Origin of the sequence: Mongoliibacter ruber (genome assembly GCF_003003005.1) — a bacterium.
GTDB classification, from domain to species: domain Bacteria; phylum Bacteroidota; class Bacteroidia; order Cytophagales; family Cyclobacteriaceae; genus Mongoliibacter; species Mongoliibacter ruber.
In genome coordinates this window covers 27,813-53,368 of sequence record NZ_PVTR01000017.1, presented here as the reverse complement: position 1 = coordinate 53,368, position 25,556 = coordinate 27,813, and the positions used below count along the sequence as shown (strand labels likewise).

The 25,556-nt window shown below is 40.8% G+C and carries 18 protein-coding genes; 2 read left to right on the top strand and 16 right to left on the bottom strand.

The window, feature by feature from the left end; all coding sequences use genetic code 11:
- Window positions 1-95 precede the first annotated feature (95 nt).
- The 8 genes from CLW00_RS19660 to CLW00_RS19620 form a co-directional block, all read right to left on the bottom strand.
- On the bottom strand, window positions 96-6,617 hold the full coding sequence (locus tag CLW00_RS19660; protein ID WP_106135422.1) for an ATP-binding protein: 6,522 nt from the start codon (window positions 6,615-6,617) through the stop codon (window positions 96-98).
- Window positions 6,618-6,652: 35 nt separating this feature from the next.
- Window positions 6,653-7,036 (bottom strand): response regulator, encoded by a 384-nt coding sequence (locus tag CLW00_RS19655; protein WP_106135421.1) that lies wholly within the window; start codon window positions 7,034-7,036, stop codon window positions 6,653-6,655.
- 252 nt (window positions 7,037-7,288) lie between these two features.
- The gene (locus CLW00_RS19650) at window positions 7,289-7,813 is read right to left on the bottom strand and encodes a nuclear transport factor 2 family protein (protein WP_245917406.1); all 525 of its coding nucleotides are present in this window, start codon (window positions 7,811-7,813) and stop codon (window positions 7,289-7,291) included.
- A gap of 478 nt (window positions 7,814-8,291) precedes the next feature.
- Window positions 8,292-9,359 (bottom strand): hypothetical protein, encoded by a 1,068-nt coding sequence (locus CLW00_RS19640; RefSeq protein WP_106135419.1) that lies wholly within the window; start codon window positions 9,357-9,359, stop codon window positions 8,292-8,294.
- Between the two features lie 8 nt (window positions 9,360-9,367).
- Window positions 9,368-10,168, bottom strand: coding sequence for a hypothetical protein (locus CLW00_RS19635; RefSeq protein WP_146131463.1), 801 nt, complete (start codon window positions 10,166-10,168; stop codon window positions 9,368-9,370).
- Window positions 10,149-10,586 (bottom strand): nuclear transport factor 2 family protein, encoded by a 438-nt coding sequence (locus tag CLW00_RS19630; protein WP_245917404.1) that lies wholly within the window; start codon window positions 10,584-10,586, stop codon window positions 10,149-10,151. Before CLW00_RS19630 ends, CLW00_RS19635 begins: the two co-directional genes overlap by 20 nt.
- An 18-nt stretch (window positions 10,587-10,604) precedes the next feature.
- A complete protein-coding gene (locus CLW00_RS19625) occupies window positions 10,605-12,248 on the bottom strand; it encodes an arylsulfatase (protein WP_106135417.1) in 1,644 nt (547 codons plus the stop codon).
- Between the two features lie 246 nt (window positions 12,249-12,494).
- The gene (locus tag CLW00_RS19620; RefSeq protein WP_106135416.1) at window positions 12,495-13,805 is read right to left on the bottom strand and encodes an APC family permease; all 1,311 of its coding nucleotides are present in this window, start codon (window positions 13,803-13,805) and stop codon (window positions 12,495-12,497) included.
- A gap of 949 nt (window positions 13,806-14,754) precedes the next feature.
- Between CLW00_RS19620 and tnpA (CLW00_RS19615) the strand changes: the two genes are divergently transcribed.
- Both tnpA (CLW00_RS19615) and tnpA (CLW00_RS19605) read left to right on the top strand, forming a co-directional pair.
- Window positions 14,755-15,201 carry an IS200/IS605 family transposase gene (gene tnpA / locus CLW00_RS19615; protein ID WP_106135415.1) on the top strand — a complete coding sequence of 149 codons (447 nt, stop codon included), beginning with the start codon at window positions 14,755-14,757 and terminating at the stop codon, window positions 15,199-15,201.
- 708 nt (window positions 15,202-15,909) lie between these two features.
- Window positions 15,910-16,356 carry an IS200/IS605 family transposase gene (tnpA, locus tag CLW00_RS19605; protein WP_106135413.1) on the top strand — a complete coding sequence of 149 codons (447 nt, stop codon included), beginning with the start codon at window positions 15,910-15,912 and terminating at the stop codon, window positions 16,354-16,356.
- A 540-nt stretch (window positions 16,357-16,896) separates the two neighbouring features.
- Here the strand turns inward: tnpA (CLW00_RS19605) and CLW00_RS19595 are convergent.
- The 8 genes from CLW00_RS19595 to CLW00_RS19565 form a co-directional block, all read right to left on the bottom strand.
- Complete coding sequence (locus tag CLW00_RS19595; protein WP_106135411.1) at window positions 16,897-17,652, bottom strand: SDR family NAD(P)-dependent oxidoreductase; 756 nt, start codon at window positions 17,650-17,652, stop codon at window positions 16,897-16,899.
- Window positions 17,653-17,789: 137 nt separating this feature from the next.
- Window positions 17,790-18,683, bottom strand: coding sequence for an alpha/beta hydrolase (locus CLW00_RS19590; RefSeq protein ID WP_106135410.1), 894 nt, complete (start codon window positions 18,681-18,683; stop codon window positions 17,790-17,792).
- A 59-nt stretch (window positions 18,684-18,742) separates the two neighbouring features.
- Window positions 18,743-19,912, bottom strand: a complete 1,170-nt coding sequence (locus tag CLW00_RS19585) for a DmpA family aminopeptidase (RefSeq protein ID WP_211300232.1) — start codon at window positions 19,910-19,912, stop codon at window positions 18,743-18,745.
- Window positions 19,913-19,996: 84 nt separating this feature from the next.
- A complete protein-coding gene (locus CLW00_RS19580; RefSeq protein WP_106135408.1) occupies window positions 19,997-20,509 on the bottom strand; it encodes a hypothetical protein in 513 nt (170 codons plus the stop codon).
- 111 nt (window positions 20,510-20,620) lie between these two features.
- Window positions 20,621-20,761, bottom strand: a complete 141-nt coding sequence (locus CLW00_RS21570; RefSeq protein ID WP_211300231.1) for a hypothetical protein — start codon at window positions 20,759-20,761, stop codon at window positions 20,621-20,623.
- 526 nt (window positions 20,762-21,287) lie between these two features.
- The gene (locus tag CLW00_RS19575) at window positions 21,288-22,085 is read right to left on the bottom strand and encodes a sterol desaturase family protein (protein ID WP_106135407.1); all 798 of its coding nucleotides are present in this window, start codon (window positions 22,083-22,085) and stop codon (window positions 21,288-21,290) included.
- Between the two features lie 269 nt (window positions 22,086-22,354).
- A complete protein-coding gene (locus CLW00_RS19570) occupies window positions 22,355-23,293 on the bottom strand; it encodes an NAD-dependent epimerase/dehydratase family protein (protein ID WP_106135442.1) in 939 nt (312 codons plus the stop codon).
- A 189-nt stretch (window positions 23,294-23,482) separates the two neighbouring features.
- Window positions 23,483-25,426, bottom strand: a complete 1,944-nt coding sequence (locus tag CLW00_RS19565; RefSeq protein WP_106135406.1) for a tetratricopeptide repeat-containing sensor histidine kinase — start codon at window positions 25,424-25,426, stop codon at window positions 23,483-23,485.
- Between the last annotated feature and the right edge of the window lie 130 nt (window positions 25,427-25,556).

Below are 25,556 nucleotides of genomic sequence, written 5' to 3'. Positions count from 1 at the left end.
CTTGATTATTATAAATATACTTAAACAAATTATTTTAAACCATGTAATATGTAATTTATAAGTAAAATAAAGTAATTGATGAATATTCCTTATAATCATGGACTTCTGGAAAGTTTGATTATAAAATTTGATCCAACATCCGTGGATGATTCAATTTCCAACACGCCCCCATGTGCTTTGATGATGTCGTTTGTAATACTTAGCCCAAGTCCTGTTCCTTCTGTCCCTTTCTTAGTGGTGAAAAAAGGCTGCAAGATTTTGTCTTTGATGTCCTTGGGGATGCCGGGGCCATTGTCGGCCACCTCGATAAGGATGTGGTTATTATCAGTTTTGGTTCTGACGGTAAGTTTGGGATGGTAGGCTTCAAGACCTGCCAGTCCCGCGTGTGCGGGATTGAAACCTGGCAGGTCTACTTTCCCTCTCATGGCATCAAAAGCATTATTGCAGAGATTAATGATCACTCGGGTAAAGTCCTCTTTGATCAAGGATACTTCCTTTACATCAGGATCCAAATCCAAGGCGATTTCCACATCGATCGGGTTCTTCCCTGCCCGCATTCCATGAAATGATAAATTGACATATTCCTTGATCAAGGCATTGAGATCTGTAGGTTCTTTTTTCCCCGAACCTCCTCGTGAGTGTTGGAGCATGGAAGTCACAATACCGTTTGCCCGCGAACCATGCTCATGTATTTTCTTCAAGTTTTCTTTTATATCCTCCAAAATCTCATCTTCCATCTTCTCACTTTCATCTCGTTTCTCGCCTCTCGTTTCTCGCTTCTCATCTTGTTTCTCGCTTCTCGCTTCTAACACTTCCTCAATCATCTCAATCGACACTTCCGAAAAGTTATTGACAAAATTCAGCGGGTTCTTGATCTCATGGGCGATGCCGGCAGTAAGTTGCCCGAGTGAAGCAAGTTTTTCCTGTTGAACGAGTTGGGATTGGGTGGCTTTGAGTTCGGTCATGGCCGATTCTACTTCAGCTTTTGCTTGCTCCAGTTTGACAAAATCCTCATATCGGGCATAAGCGATGGCAAACGACTTGGCCAGTGCTTTTACCAAATCAATCTGCTCTTCGGCCAAAGTTCTGGGTGAACCTACATACAGCAATCCTTGAGCAAAAGGGACAAAGTGTAGATGAAGTGATTCAGGTGCAGCGTCCGCTCCCTGATAGGTTTTAAGGTCTTTGACATGTCCTTGTTCCTGCAGGGATTTACTCCAATTGATAAAATCAGCCTTGTCCCAATGCTGAATATAAACCTGCTCCTTTTTCCAGGCTTCCACCGATCGGGCAGTCATCTCATTTGCCTCAAAAGGGAGGTTCATTGCTGCCAGGGACTTGCCCTCAGATGTGGAAAGGTAAATCTCCACATTTCTCTCTTTTTCATGTACAATAAATACTCCGCAGCGGATAAAGGGGATACCCAGTGTAGTCAATTCATGAAAGAAAAGCGGGGTAATTCTGTCAAGATCATCGGCATTTCGCATGGATGAGATATCTGCACGGATCCGATCCAAAGAAGCCTGTCGCATGGCGGTTCGGGCGCTGGCTTCGGCCAATTGCAAATCCCTGAAACGGGTATAGGCAAAAGAGAATACTGCTGTGGCCCTTTTCAAAAGTTCCCAGCTTTCTGAGGAAATCTCTCCGGGAGCAGCGGCACCGATGTAGCCGTTGGAAAATTTGTACAAATGATAGGTACGATCGGGAATAGTCTCTCCATAGAAATTGCTGGTCCCAAACAGGTCAGATTTTTCTTCACAATATCGGATCCATTCTATCCTTCCATCACCCTGCATCAGGATGGAAGTTTGTTTTGCTTTGGACTGGTAAAATTCATCCATCTTTCGGCCTACCCAGGTATCCTGAAGGTCAATAACCATTTGGTCTGTTATCGCTTTGTCAGGGTTATCCGGATTCTTGATGGTAAACCAACATTGGGTCAATCCGCTGCTTTCATCATGGATGTAAATGGAGCTGGTTTCCAGTTCTTCCACTCCCAATGCGCCCATTTCCTCCCGTAGCAGTTGTGCCACTTCGGTCAACTCCTCCGGATCTTGCATGGCCAAAGAGCGGGAGCGGACTTTTTCCAAGGCATTTTCTATTTGAGCTTCTCTGGTCTGCGCTTCAGCCTTTTTTAGATCTAAAAACCGAGTGTAGGTCTGGTCAAATACCGAGGTAAAGCGTTTAAATATACCATGAGCATCCGGAACCTGCTCATAGGTGATGAACAGGAGAAATCCGTGGCCGAATTTGCAGAGGTGGTTGATCTGATAGGTGGGAAGAGAGAGTCCCTGCTCCTCAATGTTCTTAAATGTAGATTGCAGGTCGGGGAAGGTTTTCATGTAGGTATAGTGATCTTCCAACGCTTTACCACCGAGTTCCTGAACAAACATTATATGATCACTCGGGATGAATTCACCCATTTCATCAAAAGATGCTTCACCAAACAAGCGAAGCTGAAATGGCGTTTGCATGATCCCTTCGCTACTCATCCAGGCAGTAGCTGTTTTTTTATCTTCTTCAAGAATATTGTAGCCGCAGCTCCAGGCAGGGATACCAAGCGACCTCACTTCTGTAAACAGCAGGTTGGCTACTTCAGGCAATTCCTCACTGCTTTGCATTCCCATGGTACGGGAGCGAACTTTTTCTAGAGCGGTTTCAATTTTTGACTCTCTGGCTTGTGCCTCTGCTTTTTGCAAGTCTAGAAAGCGGGTGTAGGTCTGGTCAAATACCTTTGCAAATCGCTTGAAGATTTCCTCTTCAGGACTGGGCTCACGGGTAATGATGACCAAATAACCTTTTGAAAAATAGGCCGCATGCAGTTTTTGCCATTCCGGCCGCTGCATACCCGCCGCTTCCATTTCATCAAAAATATTTTTGGCAACCGGAATTTCCATGAGCCAGTCATAGTGCTCTTGCAATTTATCCCCATCCAACTGAACCGTCCGGAATGAATCTCCCTCAAGCCAGCCTTCGTAAAGTGTGGCATGGGCATAATCGTTTACATTGGGTAAATAGAAACCACGGGAAAAGCCATCTTCCAGGCTTAACCACCATTCATCTTCTTCGCGACCTTTTTCGCACAGCACAAATCCACAAGTCCATAGATTGTGCACCAGGTCATTCATTTCTGCAAAAAGCACATTGGCCACTTCTGCTAATTCATCAGAGTTCTGCATGCCCATGGTTCGGGAGCGGACTTTTTCAAGGGAGGTTTCAATTTTAGCTTCTCTGACCTGAGCTTCTGCTTTTTTGATATCAAGAAAGCGGATATAGGTTTGCCTGAACTCTTTTGCAAAGCGTTCGAAAATTTCAAGTTCCTCAACTGTATAGGGTTCTGTATTCCATTTTACCATAGAAACAGTTATCTCTTCCAAAAATGCATCTACTATTATTGAACCTGGAGTGGCATTAACATAATTGACAAATTCATCTGACACAGCTGGTGCATGCTTCCAATAGTGGTCGAGAAATTCATTCTTCTCTTTCTTTGTGAATGTTTTTGCATGGATGGGCTGGCCGGTCTTTTGGTGCTCTTTTACAGCTTTTGCTGTTTTTGTGAAATACGGAGTCTCTATATAAGGAATGAGAATTTTATCGGTTGTATTTTCTGCCTCCGGCGCATAGCTCCATAAATCCCAATCTCTTTTTTTTGTGATGGGTCCTTCGATAAACGTGACGTTGTGAAACCTTATACCTACAGCATTCAGTTGTTCGCCAAATAACTCTATGATACCGAGGAGATCAGACTGGGTTTTCATGGCCATGGTCTTAGCTCTCACTCTTTCTAGCGCTAATTGGATTTCAGCTTCCCTGGCCTGTGCCTCTGCTTTTTGCAGGTCGAGGAAGCGGGTGTAAGTTTGTTCAAATACTTTGGAAAACCGCTTAAATAGTTCATGAGCCTTAGGGTATGGTTCAAGGTTAATGAACAAAAGATTGCCATGAGAGAAATTGGCCACATGGTGTACCTGTCTATCGGGCATTGGGTGCCCGGCAGCTTTTGATTTTTCAAAAGCTTCGTCTAATAGGGGGAAGGATCGTAAATACCGGAAATACGATTGCATCTCTTCACCGTTCAGGTTTTTTACGATGAAATCGTCTCCTTTTTTCCAGCTATCATACTGTTCTTTATGCCATTTATCTTCTTCAATAGGCATTCTGAAAGGCGGATTCATAGAACCATCCGCATTGCACATCCAGGAAATGAGTTCATCCTGGTCTTCATCCCAAATAGTGAATCCACTGCTATAAGTGCTTACTCCCAGCGCTTCCATTTGTTGAAACAATAAGGAGGATACTTCCGCCAATTCATCACTCTCTTGCATGGCCATGGTCCTTGCCCTTACCCGTTCGAGTGCCAACTCGATTTCTGCTTCCCGTGCCTGTGCTTCCGCTCTTACCAAGTCCAGATACCGTCGGTAAGTCTGTTCAAAAAGTGCACTGAACCGCTTGGTAATGTGAATTAATTCGGGTTGGAATTCACGGGGGCTGAAGGCGTAAAAAAATCCATGCTCGAAAATGAAACAATGTTGGATTTCTTTTTTGGGTAATTGTTCAAAAGGTATCTGTATTTTATAGTCAGGCGCATTATTGAGCATTTGATAGTAATCCAACAAATCTTCCCCTTCCAATACATACTTGTGAAATGGAACCTGCTCTAGCCAAGCCTGACGGGCTCTCTTTAGCATGGGGTGCCAAGCCATATTGATGTTGCCGATATGCATATTGACTTCCTCTCCGGTTTTGCGGGCCGTCCAAAGCTGATTGTTTTCATTGTCATGGTTCAGGATGCCGATACCGAATCGGGTACCTTCATCCACCCCTAAGGCTGTAAGTTCACTGAACATCTTGACAACACATTTCCCCACATCCTCGCTGCTGTGCATGGCCATGGTCTGAGCTCTGACCCTCTCGAGGGCAAGATCAATTTCGCTCTCCCGTGCGTGGGCTTCGGCTTTTTGAAGGTCAAGAAATCGCTGATAGGCTTGGTTGAATGCTCCCGCGATTTTCAAAACGATAGTTTTGGTGTCCTCGGAGGGAGGACTTACCAGGTCAACCCCTAGAATTCCATCAGAAATTCTAGCGCAAGCACTCCATTGATGGGTTAGGATTCCCTTTGCTATAGCTTCTTTAAAAGCGTTGGCAGCTGCCTGATTTATTTCTTCTAACTCAATAACAGCTCGCTCTAACTTTTCAATAGGGTAATCAGCAACTAAGTAGTTCAGGTCAGTTTGCTGGAAGATTTTAAATGGGTATCCCAACATTTCATACTTTTTGAAGTCGAATTGAAGGGTATAACTTTTCTGGTTTCCTATATTTCCCGGACTTGAAAAATCCCAGGCTTTCACCCATCCATCCTGATCGACCAGATAAAAAGTGACTCCTGAAAGTCCTTGAATCTGAAGTAAGTTAAGTTGAGTCAGTATTTCTTTGTTTACTTTATCCAGGTCATTGGGATGGAGCATTGCCATGGATTGGGCACGAACACGTTCCACCGCAACTTCAATCTGCGCTTCTCTCGCCTGCGCCTCTGCTTTTTGGATATCCCGAAACCGCTGGTAAGCCAGGGAAAAAACCTGATAAAAACGCTTGAACAAGGTCAAAATATCCTCAGTAATTGGCTGATACAAAGTCAGTCCAAGTCCCCCTTCCCCAATGGACAAAAAGCAATAATCCAATTCGGTGGCTTTATCCAAAAATGGATCGGGAAAATGGTTTTCTTCTTTTCGGTGAATCCTAAAATCTTCCAGCTCTTTGTCACTGAGTCTACCGATGAAATACCCGTCCCGTGAGGCCAGCATCTGCTTGACCATACCATTCTCTACCGGACTTTTAAGGTATTCGGTTTTTTCAATGGTGGTTTTGTCATAAGGAGTGAAATACTGGTAGCAGAGGTATTGACCTATGTTTTCGTCTATGATCGCAGTCTGAACATTTCGGATTTTTTCTACCCCAAATTGCTGTAACTGATCCGAAATTGCTCGGCAAACATCGAGCATGTCCTTGGGGGTTTTCATGCCCATGGCTACTGCACGCACTTTCTCCAGTGCCGCTTCGATGGCCAATTCACGGTTTTTATTTTCCAGTTCGGCAGTGCGTCGCTTGACTGCATCCCGGAGTTCTAGATTTTCCTTGCTGATTTTTTCCAGAGCCATGGTTTCACCTTTCTGCACCCGCATATCAGGTAGCGAGCCATGTTGCTGAAATACTTTCCATCCTGATTTGGTTTCTCTTAGAAAAGTGGAAATCCTGATCTTTGAATAGAAATTCCAACCCTTCCTGCCTGCCGATAGGTATGGCTTGCCGGCAGGCAGGTCCGGATCTACAAGGACATAAATATCGCATTGCTCATTGACCAACATTAATTGATCTATTGGAATGACCTCAATCTGTCGGTTTCGCATTTCTGCTTTTCCGACTACCTCCTTCATTTGGACTTTGAAAAAAGCGATCCCATCAGTTTTAGAATGGCAAACTTCCGATTCAGAAGTTCCGATCATTTCAAATCGATCATCCAAAGTGGAGGCAAAAGTTTCCAAGTCTCCGTTATGGTAGCTTTCCCAATAGATTTCGTAGGTCTTTCTGGCAGCTGACACCTTATTTAATTTTTTTTGCATGAGAAAAGCGAGGCTTATTCGAAAAGATAAATGGCTTAGGCTTGTTCTTTGAGTATTTGTTCTACTTCATTCCTGAGTGTATTAAAATCTATAGGTTTGATAAAAAACTCCTTTGCACCTGAGCTCATGGCTTTGTCGTGGTTTTCTGTATCTCCATAAGCTGAAATCATACTTACCTGGATTTTGGGAAATTTTTCTTTGACTTTTTCCAGTAGTTGTAGCCCTGTCATACCTGGCATATTGATATCCGAAAAAATATACATTACCTCTGGAGGTTGGGTATTTTCCAAAATATCCAAAGCTTCCTGACCCGAAAAAGCAAATTCCAGTTCTACAGCACCACTTCTGATTTCTTTCCTGAACTTTTGTCGAAATAACATTTCAACATCTTTCTCATCATCTACGACTAAAAACTTCATATTTAATAAATTTATGTTTTTGCTTATTGAAAAGATTTACTTTTTACTAATTGATTCAAATTAAAAAATTGATAGTGTCTAGAAACTAAGTTGGGACGAAAGCAGTGTTTTATTGTCCCAAAGTATTGAAAAAGTTTTCAAAGAGATTATTAAGCATTTATTAAAGGGGGCAAATGATATCTCATAAAAAAAGCATCTGGAAGCCCATGTTCCAAATGCTTTGAAAAAGTAAAATGGTTTAAAAGATATAAATTAATTGGTTGGTGGTTTGACTTCGTAACCTTGACCTCTCAGAACATTCAACATGTCATACCAATAGTGTAATCTGGCAATCTTACCATTTACTATTACTCCAGCAGTATGATATGGGACTGTTATGGTTTGACCATTTGCTTTGTTCTGTATCGTATTGGTACCCCATGATAATACCCATTCTCCCTCGTTCCAGTTGTTGGTCACTTTGACGGGCAGATAGAGCTCTTGTGAAAGGGTATGTTTAAATTGATTGGTACTATTGGTATAATATTCCTTGTGCTGGGCAACGGTGAGAGAGTCTAAGCCTCCTCCCAAACCATAGATCATCGCATTTGGTGCGAATTGCGCATTCATGGTAGCTACATCCCCCGCCTGAAGTGCTTTGGTATATTTCTGTACCACCTCTATTGCTGTTTCAGCATTTTGAAATTCCAGCGTCACCACTGGATCCTGTGCATTCGAAATCATTGGCAGCAACATCATTAAAATTGCTACAGACAGTGTGATTTTTAAGTTTTTCATAAAAGTAGATTTAAGTGAAAGGATTCTATATCTAAAATCTCCTCATTATGGAAGAAGAAAAAAATCAATCAGGGACGAATGATAGGTTTTATTGTCCTAAACCCAACTTAAATTTTCCGGGAGAAAAAATACTTGAATTTTTCAGATGGATTTTATGAGATTTTGATAGTCATTGGGATCAAAATACCAATGACAGAATTGTAGGGACCGTCATTCTGAACGCAGTGAAAGCCTGTCCCGCAGTATTGCGGGGAGTCTCCTACTCTCAAGGGAAGGATATCCTTCACCTCCGCAAGCCTGCCTACACGAGGTAGGCTCCGGCTCAGGTTGACGTACATCAACTGTCATTCCCTTTCTGTAAATGCCAAATTTTAAAAACTACCAATGACCACAAGGATGATTTCTCCCAACGCGTAGACTAGGTAGCGGGTGACCCTGTTTCCTGCCTTGCCTGCGGGCAGGTTTCGGAAGAACTTGATCATAGCGTACTAGTTTTGTTTAACTGTATATCGATTCTTGTCAGTGAGCGCTTTGTGGAAATCACCATTTCTTCTAAGTTGCTAATCAAATCTTTGGCATTGAGAATGCAAAGAGAAAAACCATTTTTATAAGCTGGATCGTTTAGCAATACTTTAATGACATCCGCGTTGTTTGTATTTTTAATTGCTTGCTCAACTCCACCCAATATGGCCATATAATCTTTTAAGGCTTGCCCCATATCCCCGGTTCGGAAGAATGGACCATAGAGGTATTCTTGGTAGTCATAGCGCATATGCTCCTGAGTACCGTCGATTTTGTCATAGCTGAGTTCCATGCGCAGCAGTTCATTTTTCAAACTGTCATCCGATAAAATGCCGAGGCTTCCCGAACTGATCATTTCCCTGAGGGTGCTGTTATTCCGGATAAATGGATCCCAATACAACACTTCCATCGTGTGGAAATTCAGAGAATCCGTATTGGTAATAGGCGCACCTTCAAAATAGCTGATCATCACCTCGGCTGATCTTCCGGCCCTGCTGTACTGGTCGATGCTCCGTTGGAGTTCATCGAAATTGAGTAAGAGGTCTGAGCGCAAACCGTGGAGAAAAGCCGTCTCTCGTGCTTTGGTTTGCAGTGCTTCCCGGTAGTTATTTACCTGCAAGGCAATCAGAATGCCGATAACGACGAGGAAAATTTCACCTAGCGCATAAGCTAAGTATTGGGTAACCTTGTTTTGCTGAAGGAGTTTTTGGCGGATTTTGCGGAAGAATATTAGTATAGGAATTGGGGATTTGAATGCTTTATTGAAACAATGTCCCAATAGGGAAAGCATATCGGTAGAAAATGGGTGGATAGCAGGAATTAGCGTGCCGTAGGTATGCAATATGATTTTTAATGCGAAAAAGTTACTCATATATTCCGTACCTAAAGGCACGGCAGGGTCAGCGCTAATTGTTTGTTCTACCCATAAATAGTCCCTAAAGGGACTGCCTGCTTTATTTTCCTCAAGGAGTTTTTGGTAGATTCTTGCCTTGTCGGCAGGTAGGTTGCGGAAAAATTTTATCATAGCATTCTTTATGGATTATCGGCATAATTCAACCGGTATTCGTCTTTTAGCTCTTGGATCAAATCTCCATTTAGAAGCAGCAGCACCTTATACTCCTGAAGTGAACGCCCCATCATAGTCCGGACGGTCACTACTTTATTGATAAATAAGTCCAAGGTGTCTTCGTCCCGGATCTTGATGTAGGTCTCTTTGGTAATGGGCTTGTTGAACCGTAATTCACCTGTGACCTCAAAATTGATCAGAGTTGCGGCTAATGGTACCAATTCCCACTCTGCCTTTTCTACAAGCTCATCCCGGAATACTGTTTTCTTCAATTGGTTGTCATAGGCATTCATTTGATTGACCAGCCTCTGATCAAAATACCGTAGGGTACCCGAGGATTTCATTTGGGAATAGGTACCGTCTGTCGGGGAAAAAGGAAAAGTGGAGAAAACCATCGTCATGCTTTTATAAAAAGCCACCGTATCCCAATCAGCACCGGGAGCATGAAGCATTCGAAGGAATTTATCCATGTTTTGGTCTTTCTCCTCCATAAACCGGATCCCTTCATGCAAGGCTTTCTTGTCCTGTTCCAAATCTTCCAACATGGATTGCGCAAGGACTTTGGCACTTTTGTTTTCGACGTAGGCTTCCCGCTGATTTTCTACAAAAAACCCTAGGGAAATAGCCAAAAACAGCATAAAAAACTCCTTGAAATAGGATTTCCAGTTTTTCTTTTTAAGGGAGCTAATTACCTCTTTGTTGGAAAGATCTTTCTCGTTTTCGGATACTTGATTTTCTTCCATCAGCTTAATTTTCCAGTGTGACAAACAACTGCGATTGAATCAGCCAAGTGCCTGATGCCTTGGTCCATTGGGCGGAATACTTTCCGCCCACTACAGCCTCATCCGCACCTTCTAAATATCCTTTCCAGGTTCCTGTTTCCCAAGCCAACATAGTTTTGGGATTGACCAGTACTTCATCCGGAGTCCGGATCCAATACATTCTCGGCCCTTCTTGGGATTTGATATAAGCGTCAAGCGCTTCCTTTCCGGCGATCAGAGTACCTGCCCCTGTGGTAATGAAGGCGGCTTGGGTTGAAAAGGTCGCTTCCAACTCCTCATCAAAGTCCCGAAGGGCCTGATTCGACGCTTGACGTTGCGCAAGAATCTGAGACATCTCAGCCTCCTGTGCATAGGAGAAGGTGATTACCAAAAGCCCTATAAGTGAAAGAAGTGTTTTTTTCATGGTTATCCATTATAGTTTTTATTTTAGTCCATCTCCTTGTTTTGGGGTAGGGGTGACGATTCCGACTTGCTTGGAAAATTTCTCCCATTCCAACAGTAGTTCCTGGTATTTTTCAGGATTCACCTCTTTCAGATCCTGCTGCTCGGATAGATCATTTTCCAGATGATATAGCTCGAAGTTTTTCAATTCAAAAGGTTTTTCAGTATTCAAAAGTTTCCAATTCCCCTTTCTGAGCATTGCATCGCCCCGATGTTCCAAGCCAAATACATAAGAGGAATCATGTATGGGAGTAGGGTCTCCTTTTAAAGCAGGTAGCAGTGAACTTCCTGCTAATGCTGCTATTTCTTTTCCTCTCCAGCTTTTCGGATAGGTAATTCCTGCAAGTTCGTAGAAAGTTGGGGCCAGATCCATGATGCTGAGAAATTGGTGGTTGATCTGGTTTTGGGGGCTGACTCCCGGACCTGAGATAATCATCGGGGCATTCATTCCACCTTCGGTGGTGTATCCTTTGAAGTATTTGAAAGGAGAAGCACCTGCCTCCGCCCATTGCGCACCGTAGGAAATAAAGGAATTTTCCTTTCCCATATCTTCAAATGCATCTGAGTAATTCTCCCGGATAAAGGGGCCGAAATAGTCAGAATAATAAAAATCTTCGGCAGCAGCGCCATTATCTGACAGAAATACAATTATCGTGTTTTCATATTGACTGGTTTCCTTTAAGTGGGAAATCAAACGCCCGATATTGAAGTCCAGATTGTCCACCATGCCGGCATAGAGTTCCATCTTTCGGGCTTCCTTCTTCTGTTCTTCGTGAGAAAGCGAATCCCAGGGTTTGACCCTTGGATGAAGGGGAGGTGTTTGCGATGATGGGTGAATCATACCTGCTTTTTTGAGGGATTCCAGTCTTTTTTCGCGCAGGACATCGTAACCTTCATTATATCGCCCTTCATATTTTTTCCAGTAGCTTGAATCCACCTGCAGTGGCCAATGCGGGGAAGTGTAAGCGGCAAAAACAAAAAAGGGCTGCCCATCTTCGCGGTCAGCATTGATATAGGAAATCAGTTTGTCTGTATAAAAATCCGTGGAATAGGCCCCTGCTGGCCAATTGGCCTCTTTTCCATTTTCGGTATAAATAGAAACCGGAACATCCCGGAAAATACCTCTTTCGCTGTAGTGGTTGGCCCCACCTTCCATAGTTGCAAAGGATTTTTCAAAACCTTTGTTTGCGGGATTGGCTGCAGGATTATCTCCCAAATGCCATTTTCCGGCCATATAAGTGTGGTAGCCTGCCGAGCGAAGCAGTTCAGGAATAGGAATAATCCGGTCACTAAGTTGCCCTTCATATCCGGGCACACCCGTGACCAAATCCTGTGAACCCATACCTGCCACATGGTTAAAATTACCCGAAAGCAACATGGCCCTGCTTACCGCACAAAATGGGGCAGTGTGAAAGCGGCTGAAACGAATTCCCTCTTTGGCCAATTGATCTAAATTTGGGGTAGAAATATCTCCTCCAAAGGATCCTAAATCCGCATAGGCCAAGTCGTCTGCCATAATCAGGAGGATATTGGGAGGCTTAGGGGCCGGTATTTCCTTTTGGCAGGAAAAAAGGAGGATTCCTAAAAATGCAATGAGGATAATTGGTCTTACCTGATTATTCATGTGAAATTCATTTTTTGATAGCATAAATTGGATTAGAATTAATTGCTATGGGTATATCCGCAAAGCTGACACTGTCTCATACTATATCAAATGGCTTCGATTTCGCTCGGCCAGCGGGAATAACGGTTCTTAGGGGTGAATATTGAATCAAATCTCTCTGTTGACAAGATTAAGAAATTTAAGTTTGCTAATCCTTTAATGATCAATACATAATATATGGTTTTTTGTCAGCATAATTCAATTTTTTTAAACCTTGTTTTTCACCAATTTCTTATACAGCTTCCCCGAGAAATACACTACTGTCAAAACCACAATTCCTACTATCATTGCCTGTTTCTCTAAGGTGCTGAGATTGGAGAGGAAAAAGACAATGATTCCGGCCGAAAGGATGGGAACAGTGGGTCCAAAAGGGATTTTAAATCCCCCATTTTCCAAATCCTTCATTTTGCGAAGCTTTAGTACCGAAAGTGAAACCAAGAAATATTGCAGCAACATACTCGCTGCCCCGATAGCTGCCAAAGTCCTAAAACCACCAATAACAGCGAAGGTGAAACCAAGCCCTGCATAGATCAAAATGGCTAAATAGGGCGTTTTGAATCGGTGATGGATAGCGGCCAACCTTCTGAAGGGAATCACCCCATCACGGGAAACCCGAAACAACAGTCTAGGAATATTGAGGATTTCCCCACTGAGCATTCCAAACATGGAAATTCCCGCCCCGACCATAAGCAAGGTAAAACCTATTGGACCAAATATGATTTTTGCTACCTCTGCTAATGGTGCTTCTTTGAAATTGGGTAAATCGGCCCCCAAAATCCCTTGTGAAACCAGTTGAAGCATGATGTAAAGTACCAGTACTACAGAAATGCCTATGAAAATCGCCCTAGGGATTGTCTTTTGGGGGTCTTTGATTTCCCCTCCTATGACCAATCCGCTATCCCCTCCCTGAAAGGCAAAAAATAAGATTAGGGAAGCCTCTCCCAGATTTTCGATCGTGGGTGCGGTTTCCCAGGAAAAATTGAGCCATTCGACATCTTTCCAACCAAAAAACGCCAATAGCAAAAGCGGTATTAACTTGGCCACAGTATTGATTTTGACCAAGCCGATGCCCTGTTTGACTCCAATCACATTGAGCATGGCCAATCCTGAAAAAATCAAAAATAGGGTAAGAATCCGGACAGTTGGATTTTTGAAAACAGGGAAAGCCAAACCTAAAATTTCAATCAAGGCATTGGAAACGGCTGCATCTGAAAAGATTCCGCCCATCAAGAGAAAAATAGCCACCAGATACCCCGGAAATGGTCCAAATGCAGTCTCCACATAGGCGTATCCACCACCGGAATGGGTCACCTTACTCCCCGCCTCCGCAAAACACAGCATGATCAGGCCTATCAAAAGCCCGCAAAAAAGGTAGGCAAGCACCCCAGCTGCACCCATCGTCTCTGCAATAATGGCCGGCAATACAAATATGCCTGCGCCGATCATGATATTGACAATATTGGCCGAAAGCCCCCATACGCCGACTTCTCTTTTTAATCCTTCCTGGCTGGTTTGCATAGTGGGTTTGTAAAATGGGGATGGATGGAATTTTTGATCATTTTCAAGGTAAATAGGAATTTAAGCTATTTGAGGGAAAGAGCTTTGTGTTACATTTCAAATGTTTGATGAATGCATTTGGGATTAAGATAAAAAATTCAATGGTTAGAGAACGTCGAGTTAGGACGAATAGCAATATTTTCTTCCCCAAAGAGGGGATTTATTTCCCGAAGGAGGGTTTGGGAGGAGAAAAGGAATCAGTTTCATCTGGAGTATTTGTTGTGGTTGTGTTTTGAACAGACAGTTTTCAAATTCAACCCATTCAGGGTTGGGAAATTCACGAATGTCTTATCATTATACCCCACATTGGCATGTGGGGCTAATCGAATTGATTCCCTTCAGGAATCATAGAAACAGCGATGGTTATACTGAAATGAATAGATCTAATATCGACGTTTCCTTTTTATCCATTAATCACAAAGTGATTGAACCTGATTAGCCGCACATGAAATGTGTGGATCCAAGATTAATGGGGTAATTCGATCCATCAATCACAAAGTGATTGAATGTAATTAGCCACACATCGCCATGTGTGGTCATGAAATCACGGTTTGCATTTATCCTATAAACCCTGACAGGGGTTGAATTAGATTAGCCGCACATGAAATGTATGGATGACGTGCCAATTTTATCCATCAATCACAAAGTGATTGAACCTGATTAACCGCACATGAAATGTGTGGATCCAAGATTGAGGTGTCCATTCTATCAATCAACTACAAAGTAGTTGAATCTGAATAGCCACACATCATGATGTGTGGTTGAAATAACCGTATCCATTTATCCTTTCAACCCTAACGGGGTTGAATTTGAAAGACCTTCCCAAACTTATCCGTTTATTTTAACCGACATCTGAATACCAATTTTTAAATTCACTCAAAAATGATTTTTAACCATACAATTTTTTACTATGAGCACCTACACGCAACTCCTCTACCACATCGTATTTTCAACTCATCAACGTAAACCAACTCTTTCAGAAAATAGACGGTCTGAATTGTTCGCATTCATCTTCGGTCTTCTCAAAAACAAAAACTGTCATCTCTATCGGATCAATGGAATGGAAGACCACATTCATATTTTCACACATATTCACCCCACCATTCAGGTTTCATCATTGATCAAGGATATCAAACTGGCCAGTTCAGATATGATAAAGAGGAATAGGTTATTTGATCATTTTGAAGGCTGGCAAAAAGGGTACGGCGCATTCTCTGTCAATTATTCTTCCAAAGACAAACTGATCGAATACATCAAAAGCCAACAGGAACATCATCAAAAAATTGATTTTATCCAGGAATATAAAAGGATTTTGGAAGAGAACGGGATCCAATTCGATGAGAAATATTTGTTGTGATTGTGTTTTGGTCAATCAGGTTTTTTCAAATTCAACCACGTTGTGGTTGAGGAAATCAGGTGTGCATATGTATTCTCAACCCCACATTGTCATGTGGGGCTAATCGAATTGATTCCCTTCAGGAATCATAGAAACAGCGATGGTTATACTGAAATGAATAGATCTAATATCGATGTTTCCTTTTTATCCATTAATCACAAAGTGATTGAACCTGATTAGCCGCACATGAAATGTGTGGATCCAAGATTGACGTGCCAATTTTATCAATCAACTACAAAGTAGTTGAATGTAATTAGCCACACATCATGATGTGTGGTTGAAATAACCATACCCATTTACCCTTTCAACTCTGGAGAGCCTGTCCCGAAAATCGGGAAGTTGAATTCGACTAACCTCACATGAAATGTATGGATGACGTGCCAATTTTATCCATCAATCACAAAGTGATTCAATACGATTAGCCACACATCATGATGTGTGGATCTAAAATTGACGTGTCCATTCTATCAATCAACTACAAAGTAGTTGAATGTAATTAGCCACACATCATGATGTGTGGTTGAAATAACCGTATCCATTTATCCTTTCAACCCTAACGGGGTTGAATTTGAAAGACCTTTCCAAATTTATCCGTTTATTTTAACCGACATCTGAATACCAATTTTTAAATTCACTCAAAAATGATTTTTAACCATACAACTTTTTACTATGAGTACCTACACACAACTCCTCTATCACATCGTATTTTCAACATACCAGCGGACACCATCTCTTTCAGAAAATGGGCGACCTGAATTGTTCGCATTTATCTTTGGCCTTCTGAAAAACAAAAACTGTCACTTGTACAGGATCAATGGGATGGAAGACCACATTCATATTTTCACACATATTCACCCCACCATTCAGGTTTCATCATTGATCAAGGATATCAAACTGGCCAGTTCAGATATGATTAAGAGGAATAGGTTATTTGATCATTTTGAAGGCTGGCAAAAAGGATACGGAGCATTCTCCGTCAATTATTCTTCCAAAGACAAACTGATCGAATACATCAAAAGCCAACAGGAACATCATCAAAAAATTGATTTTATCACGGAATATAAAAGGATTTTGGAAGAGAACGGGATCCGGTTTGATGAGAAATATTTGTTGTGATTGTGTTTTGGTCAATCCGGTTTTTTCAAATTCAACCACGTTGTGGTTGAGGAAATCAGGTGTACATATGTATTCTCAACCCCACATTGGCATGTGGGGCTAATCGAATTGATTCCCCTTGGGAATCAAGATGAGCCAATCAATTGCAAAGTGTTATCTTGATTTCCCCGTCACGTCTGCAAATTATTTAGGATTCATGGATCAGGAATTTACAACCACAAAGTGGTTAAAAATATGATTAGCCACACAAGAATTGTGTGGACCCAAGATTAATGGGGTAATTCGATCCATCAACTACAAAGTAGTTGAATGTAATTAGCCACACATCGCCATGTGTGGTCTACAATCCGAACAATTATTAAGGAATCGCCCTCATTTATCGCTTCTGCCCATTCTTGTGCAGATCTTAAAATAAACGCATTGGCTGCTTCATAATCTATTTTCTGGGAGCAAGAGAAAAGCGTTAGACCTGTTAGAATTATTAGAAAATTTGATTTTATTTTCATGGATTTCTTTCATACTCAAATCTCATCACTGTTTTTATAAATTTGCTTTATGTTGTCCGCCATCTACAGCCAAGCAGGTTCCAACAACCCAACTGGCACAAGGTGATACAATGAATGTCGCTACCTTGCCTATTTCATCCGGAGTACCCAGTCTTCCGGAAGGAATCGCATTAAGTGCCCATTCGTATAAAGGTGGATTTTGTGTTTTGGTTAATTCCCAAAGTCCATCGGGAAACTCTACTGAACCCGGAGCGAGCGTATTAACTCTGATATTTTTTGGCGCCAATTGAATAGCCATTGTTTTAGAATAGCTAATGAGAGCAGCTTTTGCCGCGGCATAGGCAGGAGGCGAACCCGCTTCAAGTCCTGAACCTGATGAAATGAACAAAATATTTCCACTGCCCGCCTCAAGCATCCATGGGATCACTTTCCTTGTGCCTCGCACACTTCCTAATAAATCTACATTGATCGATGTTTCCCAGTCGCTGAAATCATCTCCCAAACTTAATGCTGAAACATTATTGACTAAAATATCTATAGTTCCAAACTGGTCTTTTACCTGGTCAAGGAAATCATCTAATTGTTGGGTATTTCCGACATCGCAGGTGAGTGCAATCACCTTTAAGCCTTTTTCAATTAGTTCTTTCTCTGTCTTTTTTAAGGCGTCTTCACCGCGAGCACAAATGGCCACGTTAACACCTTCATCGGCAAGATTTAAAGCAATACTTCTCCCTATGCCCTTACTGCCACCTGTAACAATCGCGTTTTTCCCTTTGAGTTGTAAATCCATGGTTTTTGTTTTTTAGTTATTCAATTAGTTGAAATTTGATATCATTTCTATTGTTCATTTCAGGGGTTCGTGTTTTTGTCTCATATTTCATGATTTATCAAGGGTATTTGTGCAATCCGGCAGGTATTGGATTTACATTATAATCCCTCTAAAAATCTAAATATTTCCACATAGGCAGTGGCTAATTCTTCCTCTGTAGGACTATGTTTGCCATTAGGTATAAACATGATAAAATCTTTATTCTTTCTCATCTTGACAACAAAATTTTCAAAAGTCTCCGAAGGAATCTGGTCATCCAGGCCACCATGCCAAAGGAAAATAGAAGGGTCATTGGCATCAAAGTAGCTAACTGGTGCATAAACAGATAATACCTCATTGCTGGTATAGCCTTCTGAGGGGAAAAGCGCTTTACCGGCTTTACTAAATAGCTCGTTTTCGTGATCTACGAATATTTTTTCTATAACATCTAAGTCATCTACAGGACCAGAGAAGTTTATGATGCCCTTAATGCTTATTCCTGTATTCAATTTATCCGGAAAGGATGGGTTATTCTGAGCTAATCCTACATTCGTTGCAATTTGCGCCCCCGCAGAAAAGCCAGTTAGAATTACCTTGTCCAAATTTAATTTATAGTCAGCATTGTTGGCTTTGAGAAAATTCAGGGCATTTGTCAAGTCACTTGTGGCCATGGGTATCCCTCTTTTGAGGCGGTAATTCATGTTGACTACATTCAGGCCCTTTTTCAGATACGGTTCTATGTATCTCTCCTCCTGACTTTTATCGCTGCCGTAATATGCTCCTCCATGAAGGAAGACAATAGTGTAATTCCGTATACCAAAGGATGTAGCATTTTGAGAAAGGTAAACGTCCATCACCTGTTCTGCATCTGAACCGTAAGAGACATCTTTCAACACTTTGTAAACTGTTTCGATTTCAGTGTCCGACAGGTCTAGCGTGGATGTCAGTTTTTTAGAGCAGGAGGAGAGAATTATTGAAATTATAAGGATCAGGTATGATGTGGTTATTTTCATGGCAGTAATGGTTCTTTGCTCTAGTTATATTTTTGAAGTTTTTCGAAGTAAATACCACGTTATTTTTTTATTCTTCCATACTTTTTTAAGATTTCTACTACTTCATTCTCAGGAAGTTCATAGACTGTAGTATTGTTTTTCCCAACCATGGTCTCAGCAGCGACAAGTGCATTTAAAATAGATTCTTCGGTAGCCTGTGCAACTGCTTCGAAAAGAGGAGATATTTTGTCATTGGAGAGCATATTAACTTGCTGATCGTTTACCCGATGGGCTGCTCCTGAGTTGGCGGTAGAAAAAGCTATGAAAATATCACCAGAACTGTTTCCTCCATATCCACCCAGCCTGCTGATACCAATAGGTACCCGTCTGGCCAGTCTCTTTAATTGATGGGGAAGTAAAGGGACATCTGTTGCAACAATCACGATGATGGAACCTCTTTCTTCTTGACGTTTTAGCGGGTCCCAAAGAACCTGCAGATCGGAAATTTCCTTGCCTACTGGGACCCCCGCGATGGTCAGTGTCTTACGTGTTCCATAATTGGCTTGCACGATGACCCCTAATGTGTAAGTGGTATTATTAATCACTACTTCCCGTGAGGATGTGCCAATACCACCTTTAAACTCATGGCAAATCATTCCTGTACCCCCACCGACATTTCCTTCTTCTACGGGGCCAGCCTGTGCATGATCCAATGCTGAAAAAACGTGTTCTTTTTTGACGTGGAAGCCATTGATGTCATTCAAGTCTCCATCATAAGTTTCAGCAACTACAGGCAAAGACCAAAATATATCGAGTTCGTCAGGAAGTGGGTCAAAGTGCTTGTTCTTAAATTGCCATTCCACCACGGCATCACGTACCACGCCGACACTGTGGGTGTTGGTAATGGCAATCGGTCCTTCAAGAAAGCCTGATTCTTCCACCCAGGTGGTTCCTGTCATTTCTCCATTTCCATTGAGACTATACCAGCCTGCGAAAACCGGATCGTAAGTTTTACCTCTTGGAAAAATTGCCGTTACTCCCGTCCGGACAGGACCTTCTCCCACGACCAATTCCCCTTCTCCTGATATCAAGGTGGTATGCCCGACTTCAATGCCCTTGACATCGGTGATGGCATTCAGTTTCCCTGTTTTTCCTTCAAGAGGTATCCCCAAATCTCTTGCCCGTGGTTTTTGACCAAAGGATGGAGAACAAATTAAGATTAAGAAGAAAATTAAAAATAATCGGTTCATATATTTCATTTTAAATTTTAGTCGTTTCTATTTGGTTTATTTATAGAAAATTAAACTTATCCAAACCGAGTAAAGGTGAACTCCTTACTTGTCGGCCAAAAACTCTGTGACCACCCGACTTCTTTCAGTTTCCATTTCGCAAGTCCAACTGTCAATCCACCACCTCTCATTTTCATAATGCAGCTGAATGCTATTCAATCCACGTATAGTGGATTCAATTTTGGGATCATTTCGGATCTCAAAAGCACTCCAAACCTGTGCTATATTTCCAAACTGGCTTACTGTTCTTTTCAGTTCTATCTCATAAAAATCTTGCTTTGGGGATAAAGCAAGCGGGATATATTCCGCCTCCAAAGTATGCGATTCCGCTTTTCCATTTTCATCTAATCTGGTAATTATGGCATTTGGGGAATGGATATAGCAGTCTCGTTCAAATTGCCAAGGGTCTTCACTTGATCCTGAGACCACTTCGTAGTAAGCAGTGATGATGGCATCGATGGATTGTACATCTTGAGCGTATCTGTCTTTTGGACTTTGAGCGAAAACAAGAGGGCCAGTTAACAATAGGATTGGGAGTATTATGTTTTTTATCATCATCCAGATTTTGTCTTTATATAAAAGTTATGATTTGCAATTATCCTTTAATTTTATTTGCTACTTCCCATCCAATTCCATGTAATCTATGACTAAATTGACCATGAAAGCAGTTTATTTCTTATTCAGCAAATAAATAGCTTCGGCAAATTTTTCTCCTAAATAGAAAACCCTAATTGAATCTCTTTCGGCTTGCTGACAAATGCCGATTAACGGAAGAAGAAATGCGATTAATGTGGATGCTGTTTGGCTCATAAATTTTTAATTGGTTTCAACAATTGGCTAATGGCTTAAAAGTTTTCATCATACCTTTTTATGCTTTCGCAATTTTTCGTTCTTCTCTTCCTTCTGATAATTATTTATCTAAAACATCGATGCTCCCAAAAGCTGTAAACTCAATTATTCAAACTAATTAAATGCTTATCTATAAATTTAGAAACCGATCAAGGACGAAACTCTTGATTTACTGTCCGAAGGAAATGGTTTTCTGTCCGAAGCTTTTTTAATATGAAGAGGGGAGAGGCTTTGCAGGAAATGTTTTGATCTTATTAATCATTATTTTCTAAAAAAATTTAATTATTTGTTAGTGGTTTTTCCTGATAGTTATTTGGAGAAAGTACAACAGAAGCATACAAGAGCAGTAGCGTCTGCCTGCCGCGGGCGGGGATTTCAATGCGATTACCTGTCCGTCAGCTTCTAAGTTTATAGGATGCAGAAACTTTGACCTGCAGGTAGGCAGGTTTTACCACCTCACCTGTTATTGATATTATTCGTTTTTGCTTTATTTTTTTACATTGATAAAAGGGCTTTTGAGCAGGTACCAAAACGTTTGCCTTTCTGGAATATCAAATTCTTCAAGACCATATTTTATTTCTTCTACTGGCAGTTCTTGATATGTGTTAAATAGCTTGTCCCAAAAAATAAAAAGCAAACCGTAATTAGAGTCAGTAAATACCTGTTGTTGGTGATGATGTATTTTATGCGAATTAGGTGATACAATTACTCTTCCAAAGGTTTTGTCAAACCACTTAGGCATTATAACATCAGTATGATGTAGCACCAATAACGGCAGATAAACAATTAACCAGAATACAAGAACTGTCCCATCAAGTCCAAATGTAAAAGCTGCAGCAATGGCTGCTAAATTGTCTAAAAATGCATCCAGTGGATGAAATCGGTATGTTGTAGAACTGTCCATAGTCGTATCACTATGATGTAACCTTTGTAAACGCCAAAGCAGAGCCCAAGTATGATTAAGTCTATGTGCCCAGTAATTTACTAAGTCTATGAAAACGATACCTGCAATAACCTGTAAATAAAAGGGAACTGAAATCCAGTTGAATAGTCCAATATGTTCGTTTCCTGCCCATTCTAACGCTTTGATAACGAATGTTGCCAATCCAAAATTCATTATAAAGTATCCTACTTGTAGGAAAATATTGCCTATCAAATGTGGGCTTCTTTTGAGGAAAGAATTTGCAGAGAAAAAAATCTGTTCTACAGAAAATAGTAAGGTGAGTATTACTGCCAGAAAAATGTCTGGGTTGATAGTGGTTATATATTCATACATTTTTTGCATTCCATTCAGGTTAATGTGTCTTTAAAAGTTACCTGTTAAATACCTTTTATTTGGTGACAATTTGCGCTATTTCAATTAATACATCTTTTATTTTGCTGTCAGCCCACCAACAATTACTCAAAATTATTATAGTCAAATTTTCTTCTTTATAATATGCAGTGTTAGAAATGAAACCTGAGAAACCGCCCCCATGATGTATAGCATTTTTTCCTCCATGTTTAATTGTTTTTGATCAATCAGTTAAACTCCCTTTAACAATAACCCTTTTCTTAAGAAGAATAGTTATTCAAAGGAATGCTGACAGGCTTAAATGCTATTCCCAAGTCCTTTGTTGCCAAAGCAGAGCTGTACACAATTTCAGGCTTGCCTATTGGAGGTTGATTGTTGAGCATCAAGGTCACATCCGATACCTTGTAACTTTCACCTGATAAGAGATAGTTTTTCCCATGGATGTTCTTGGTGGTAGCGGCTTTGAAAATCGCATCAGCAACATCCTCTACATCTACCAATGCCCATAATACATCCACATCATAGATCATTTGGATAAATGGATTGGGGGCAATTTTATTTTTAAACAGAAATTGTATACCTGTTGAGGTGGAATCCTGTCTGCTTGACAAAGATTTCCCCATTACACCCGTCGGTGAAACTGAAGTGATTTCAAAACTTAGATCAGGGTGGTCTGCGATGAATTTATTGACGGCCTGATTGGCGATAAACTTGGCTTGGGCGTAAGGAATGCCTTCTTCGCTCATAAATGGTGCATCCTCTTCAGTGATTTGCTTACCTTCAGTTTTTCCTGCAGGTAAAAATGGAAAGCTTGTGTTGTATGCCGCCACGGATGCAATGAAAACGACTTTTTCAATCCCGGGAGTCTTGAGAACTGCTTCGAGAAAGTTTTCGGTACCCTTGATGGTCGGGTCAAACAGTTCTTTCTGAAGGTCTTTCACATCCAATTGGAATGGAGTCCCTCCGTGGATCACTATATCACAACCTTTTAAAAAATCCATAAGCTCCTGTTTGTTTTCCACATCCAATTGAGCGATTTCAAGGTTCTCAGCATTCTTGAGGCTGAGCAAATGTTTATACTTTTCTTTTTTGGAAAGGTCTGTGGTAGAAACTTTTACCTTGTATCCTTCATTTAAGAACTTTTGGGTGTTGTAGCTTCCGATAAAGCCGGAGCCTCCGATGATGCCTACTGTTTTCATTTTTAGTTTTGTTTGTAATGTGTAGTAATAATTTACACTTTGAATTTTTACATTAAATCCCATCAAGGACGAACAGGCTTAAAAAATGTCCGAATGATATAATAAACTTCCCGAGTGTTTTTTGGGAAAAAGAGGGAGTTGCTTTTTTTGTAAAAAAAATCTGATTTTAAATGCTGATGAAAAATCAGTTTAAGCAATATTTGTTTTCTTAAAAAGCAAAGAAACCACTGTTCCATTATTGTTTTCGTAAGTCAATTTGCCACCCAATTGCCTCGTTAAGAGATCGACGAGCTGGGTGCCAAACCCAGTCCCTTTGGAGGGTTGATTGTCAGCTTTCCCAATACCATCATCCCTGATGATCAGCTGGAGATCAACTTCACCTTCCTCTTCGTTGGAGATAGGGCTTAAACTGATTTTGATCGTTCCTGAATCTTTCCCCTCAAAAGCATACTTTAGAGAGTTTGTCAACAGCTCATTTGTAATCAGCCCAATAGAAATTGCTGTGTCTACATCAAGAATTAATTTTGCCATGTTACACTCCACTTTGATTTTACCACTGGCATTGAAAGAGTCTAAGATGTTTTCACTCAGATTGATGAAATAATCACGCATTTCAATCGAAGAAAGGTGATCTCCCTGATAGAGTTTTTGGTGAATGATCCCCATGGAGTGGACCCGGTTTTGGCTGGAAATCATGGCCTCTTGTACCGATGGATCATTTATCTGAGAGGACTGTAGTTGCAATAAGCTTGATACGACTTCCATATTGTTTTTCACTCGATGATGAATTTCCCTCAATAGCAATTCATTTTCTGCATTCCGCTTATCTAGCAATGTGTTTTTTTGGGCTAATTCTCCATTCAGGACTTCTAATTTTTGATTGCTCCTTTGTTTCAGCCTATAATTTCTAAATAAAAGCCCGAGCAATAGTGTACCAATGAAAAGAGCAACAATATAAATGGTTTGTTCTTGTTGTTTTGCGATCAGCTTTTTATCCTGTTGGAGAAGATTCACCTGCAATTCACTCTCGCGAAGGCTTCTTTCGTTTCTTTCTACTTCGATAATATTGTTAGCTTCAGAATACTCAATGTAGTGTTCAAGTGCTTTTTTGTAGTCGCCCATTTGTTCATAAACACCGTATAATTTCCATATAAAATAGGCCGTATTTGATTTTGTGTCGATTGCAATAGACGAATTCTTGGCTTTTTGATAATTAGCAATTGCATCATCAAACCTACCTTCTTCCTTGGCAATGTCGCCCAAAAGGGAATGTGAAAATTGATAAATATCAATTGTAGTCAAGTTATAGTCCTCCAAAAGTTTTATGTTTTCAATCAGGTAGGGTTTTGCTTCTACAAATTTTCCCCTGTCAATTAAGTTATTTCCTATGGAGTAATAGTACCAAGCATGATGAAAGGGATTGGTCAGTTCGGGTAAGAGCTCTTGAAATCGATCCATATAAAAGTCAGTAGAATCTGGGTTTGAATTTCCAAAATGATAAGTCAAAAGTTTATAGCCAACGACTAAGGCCTCTCTTTTTTCCGGATAATCTGAATTCTGATAACCATTTATACTCTCCTTCAGGTATTGAATTCCTATTTCTTCTTCTTCAGGCAAACCATATTGATAATAGAACCTTCCTTTATTATTCAAAACCTTGAGCTGAATTTCAGGTCGGGGATCATCTTTAAGCAAATTCATGGCTTTTTCAAATAGCTCAAGCCCAGGTTTTGGTTCACCTCTTATAATTTTTATCAAAGCCCAATTGATCAACAAATCATAACCCAAAACTTTATCTTTCTGGTCGTCAGGGATTTTTTCATAATAGGACCAGCCGATCGGTGCGAGCGAATCTACAATGATAAAATTATGCGAGCGATTAGCCCTGTCAGTGATGTCACGGTACAATTCTGCCAAGATCTTGTATTGAAGGGGTTCACTGTTTTGGAGTAAAGCTGCTGCCTTATCAAAATAATAAACAGTGCTGTCCCGATCAAAATGGGGCATTTCTCTAAAATACAATCCCTTTTCTTGGTAGGTTTTGCTCAAAGCTACAACTTGCTCAGGCGAATGGTTTTGAGCTAAGCTTGTCCTAAACAATAGAACAAGAAAGAAAAAAAAGTAGCTTTTCATTTGAATTTATGGCCTTATCAGTTGTTTGTATCAGGGCAATTAATTGGGATTAACTTAATTTTAAATTGGGGAATTATAGCGAAGAGGATAATATTTTTATATATTATGTTACTTATTCCCTAAAATAGTC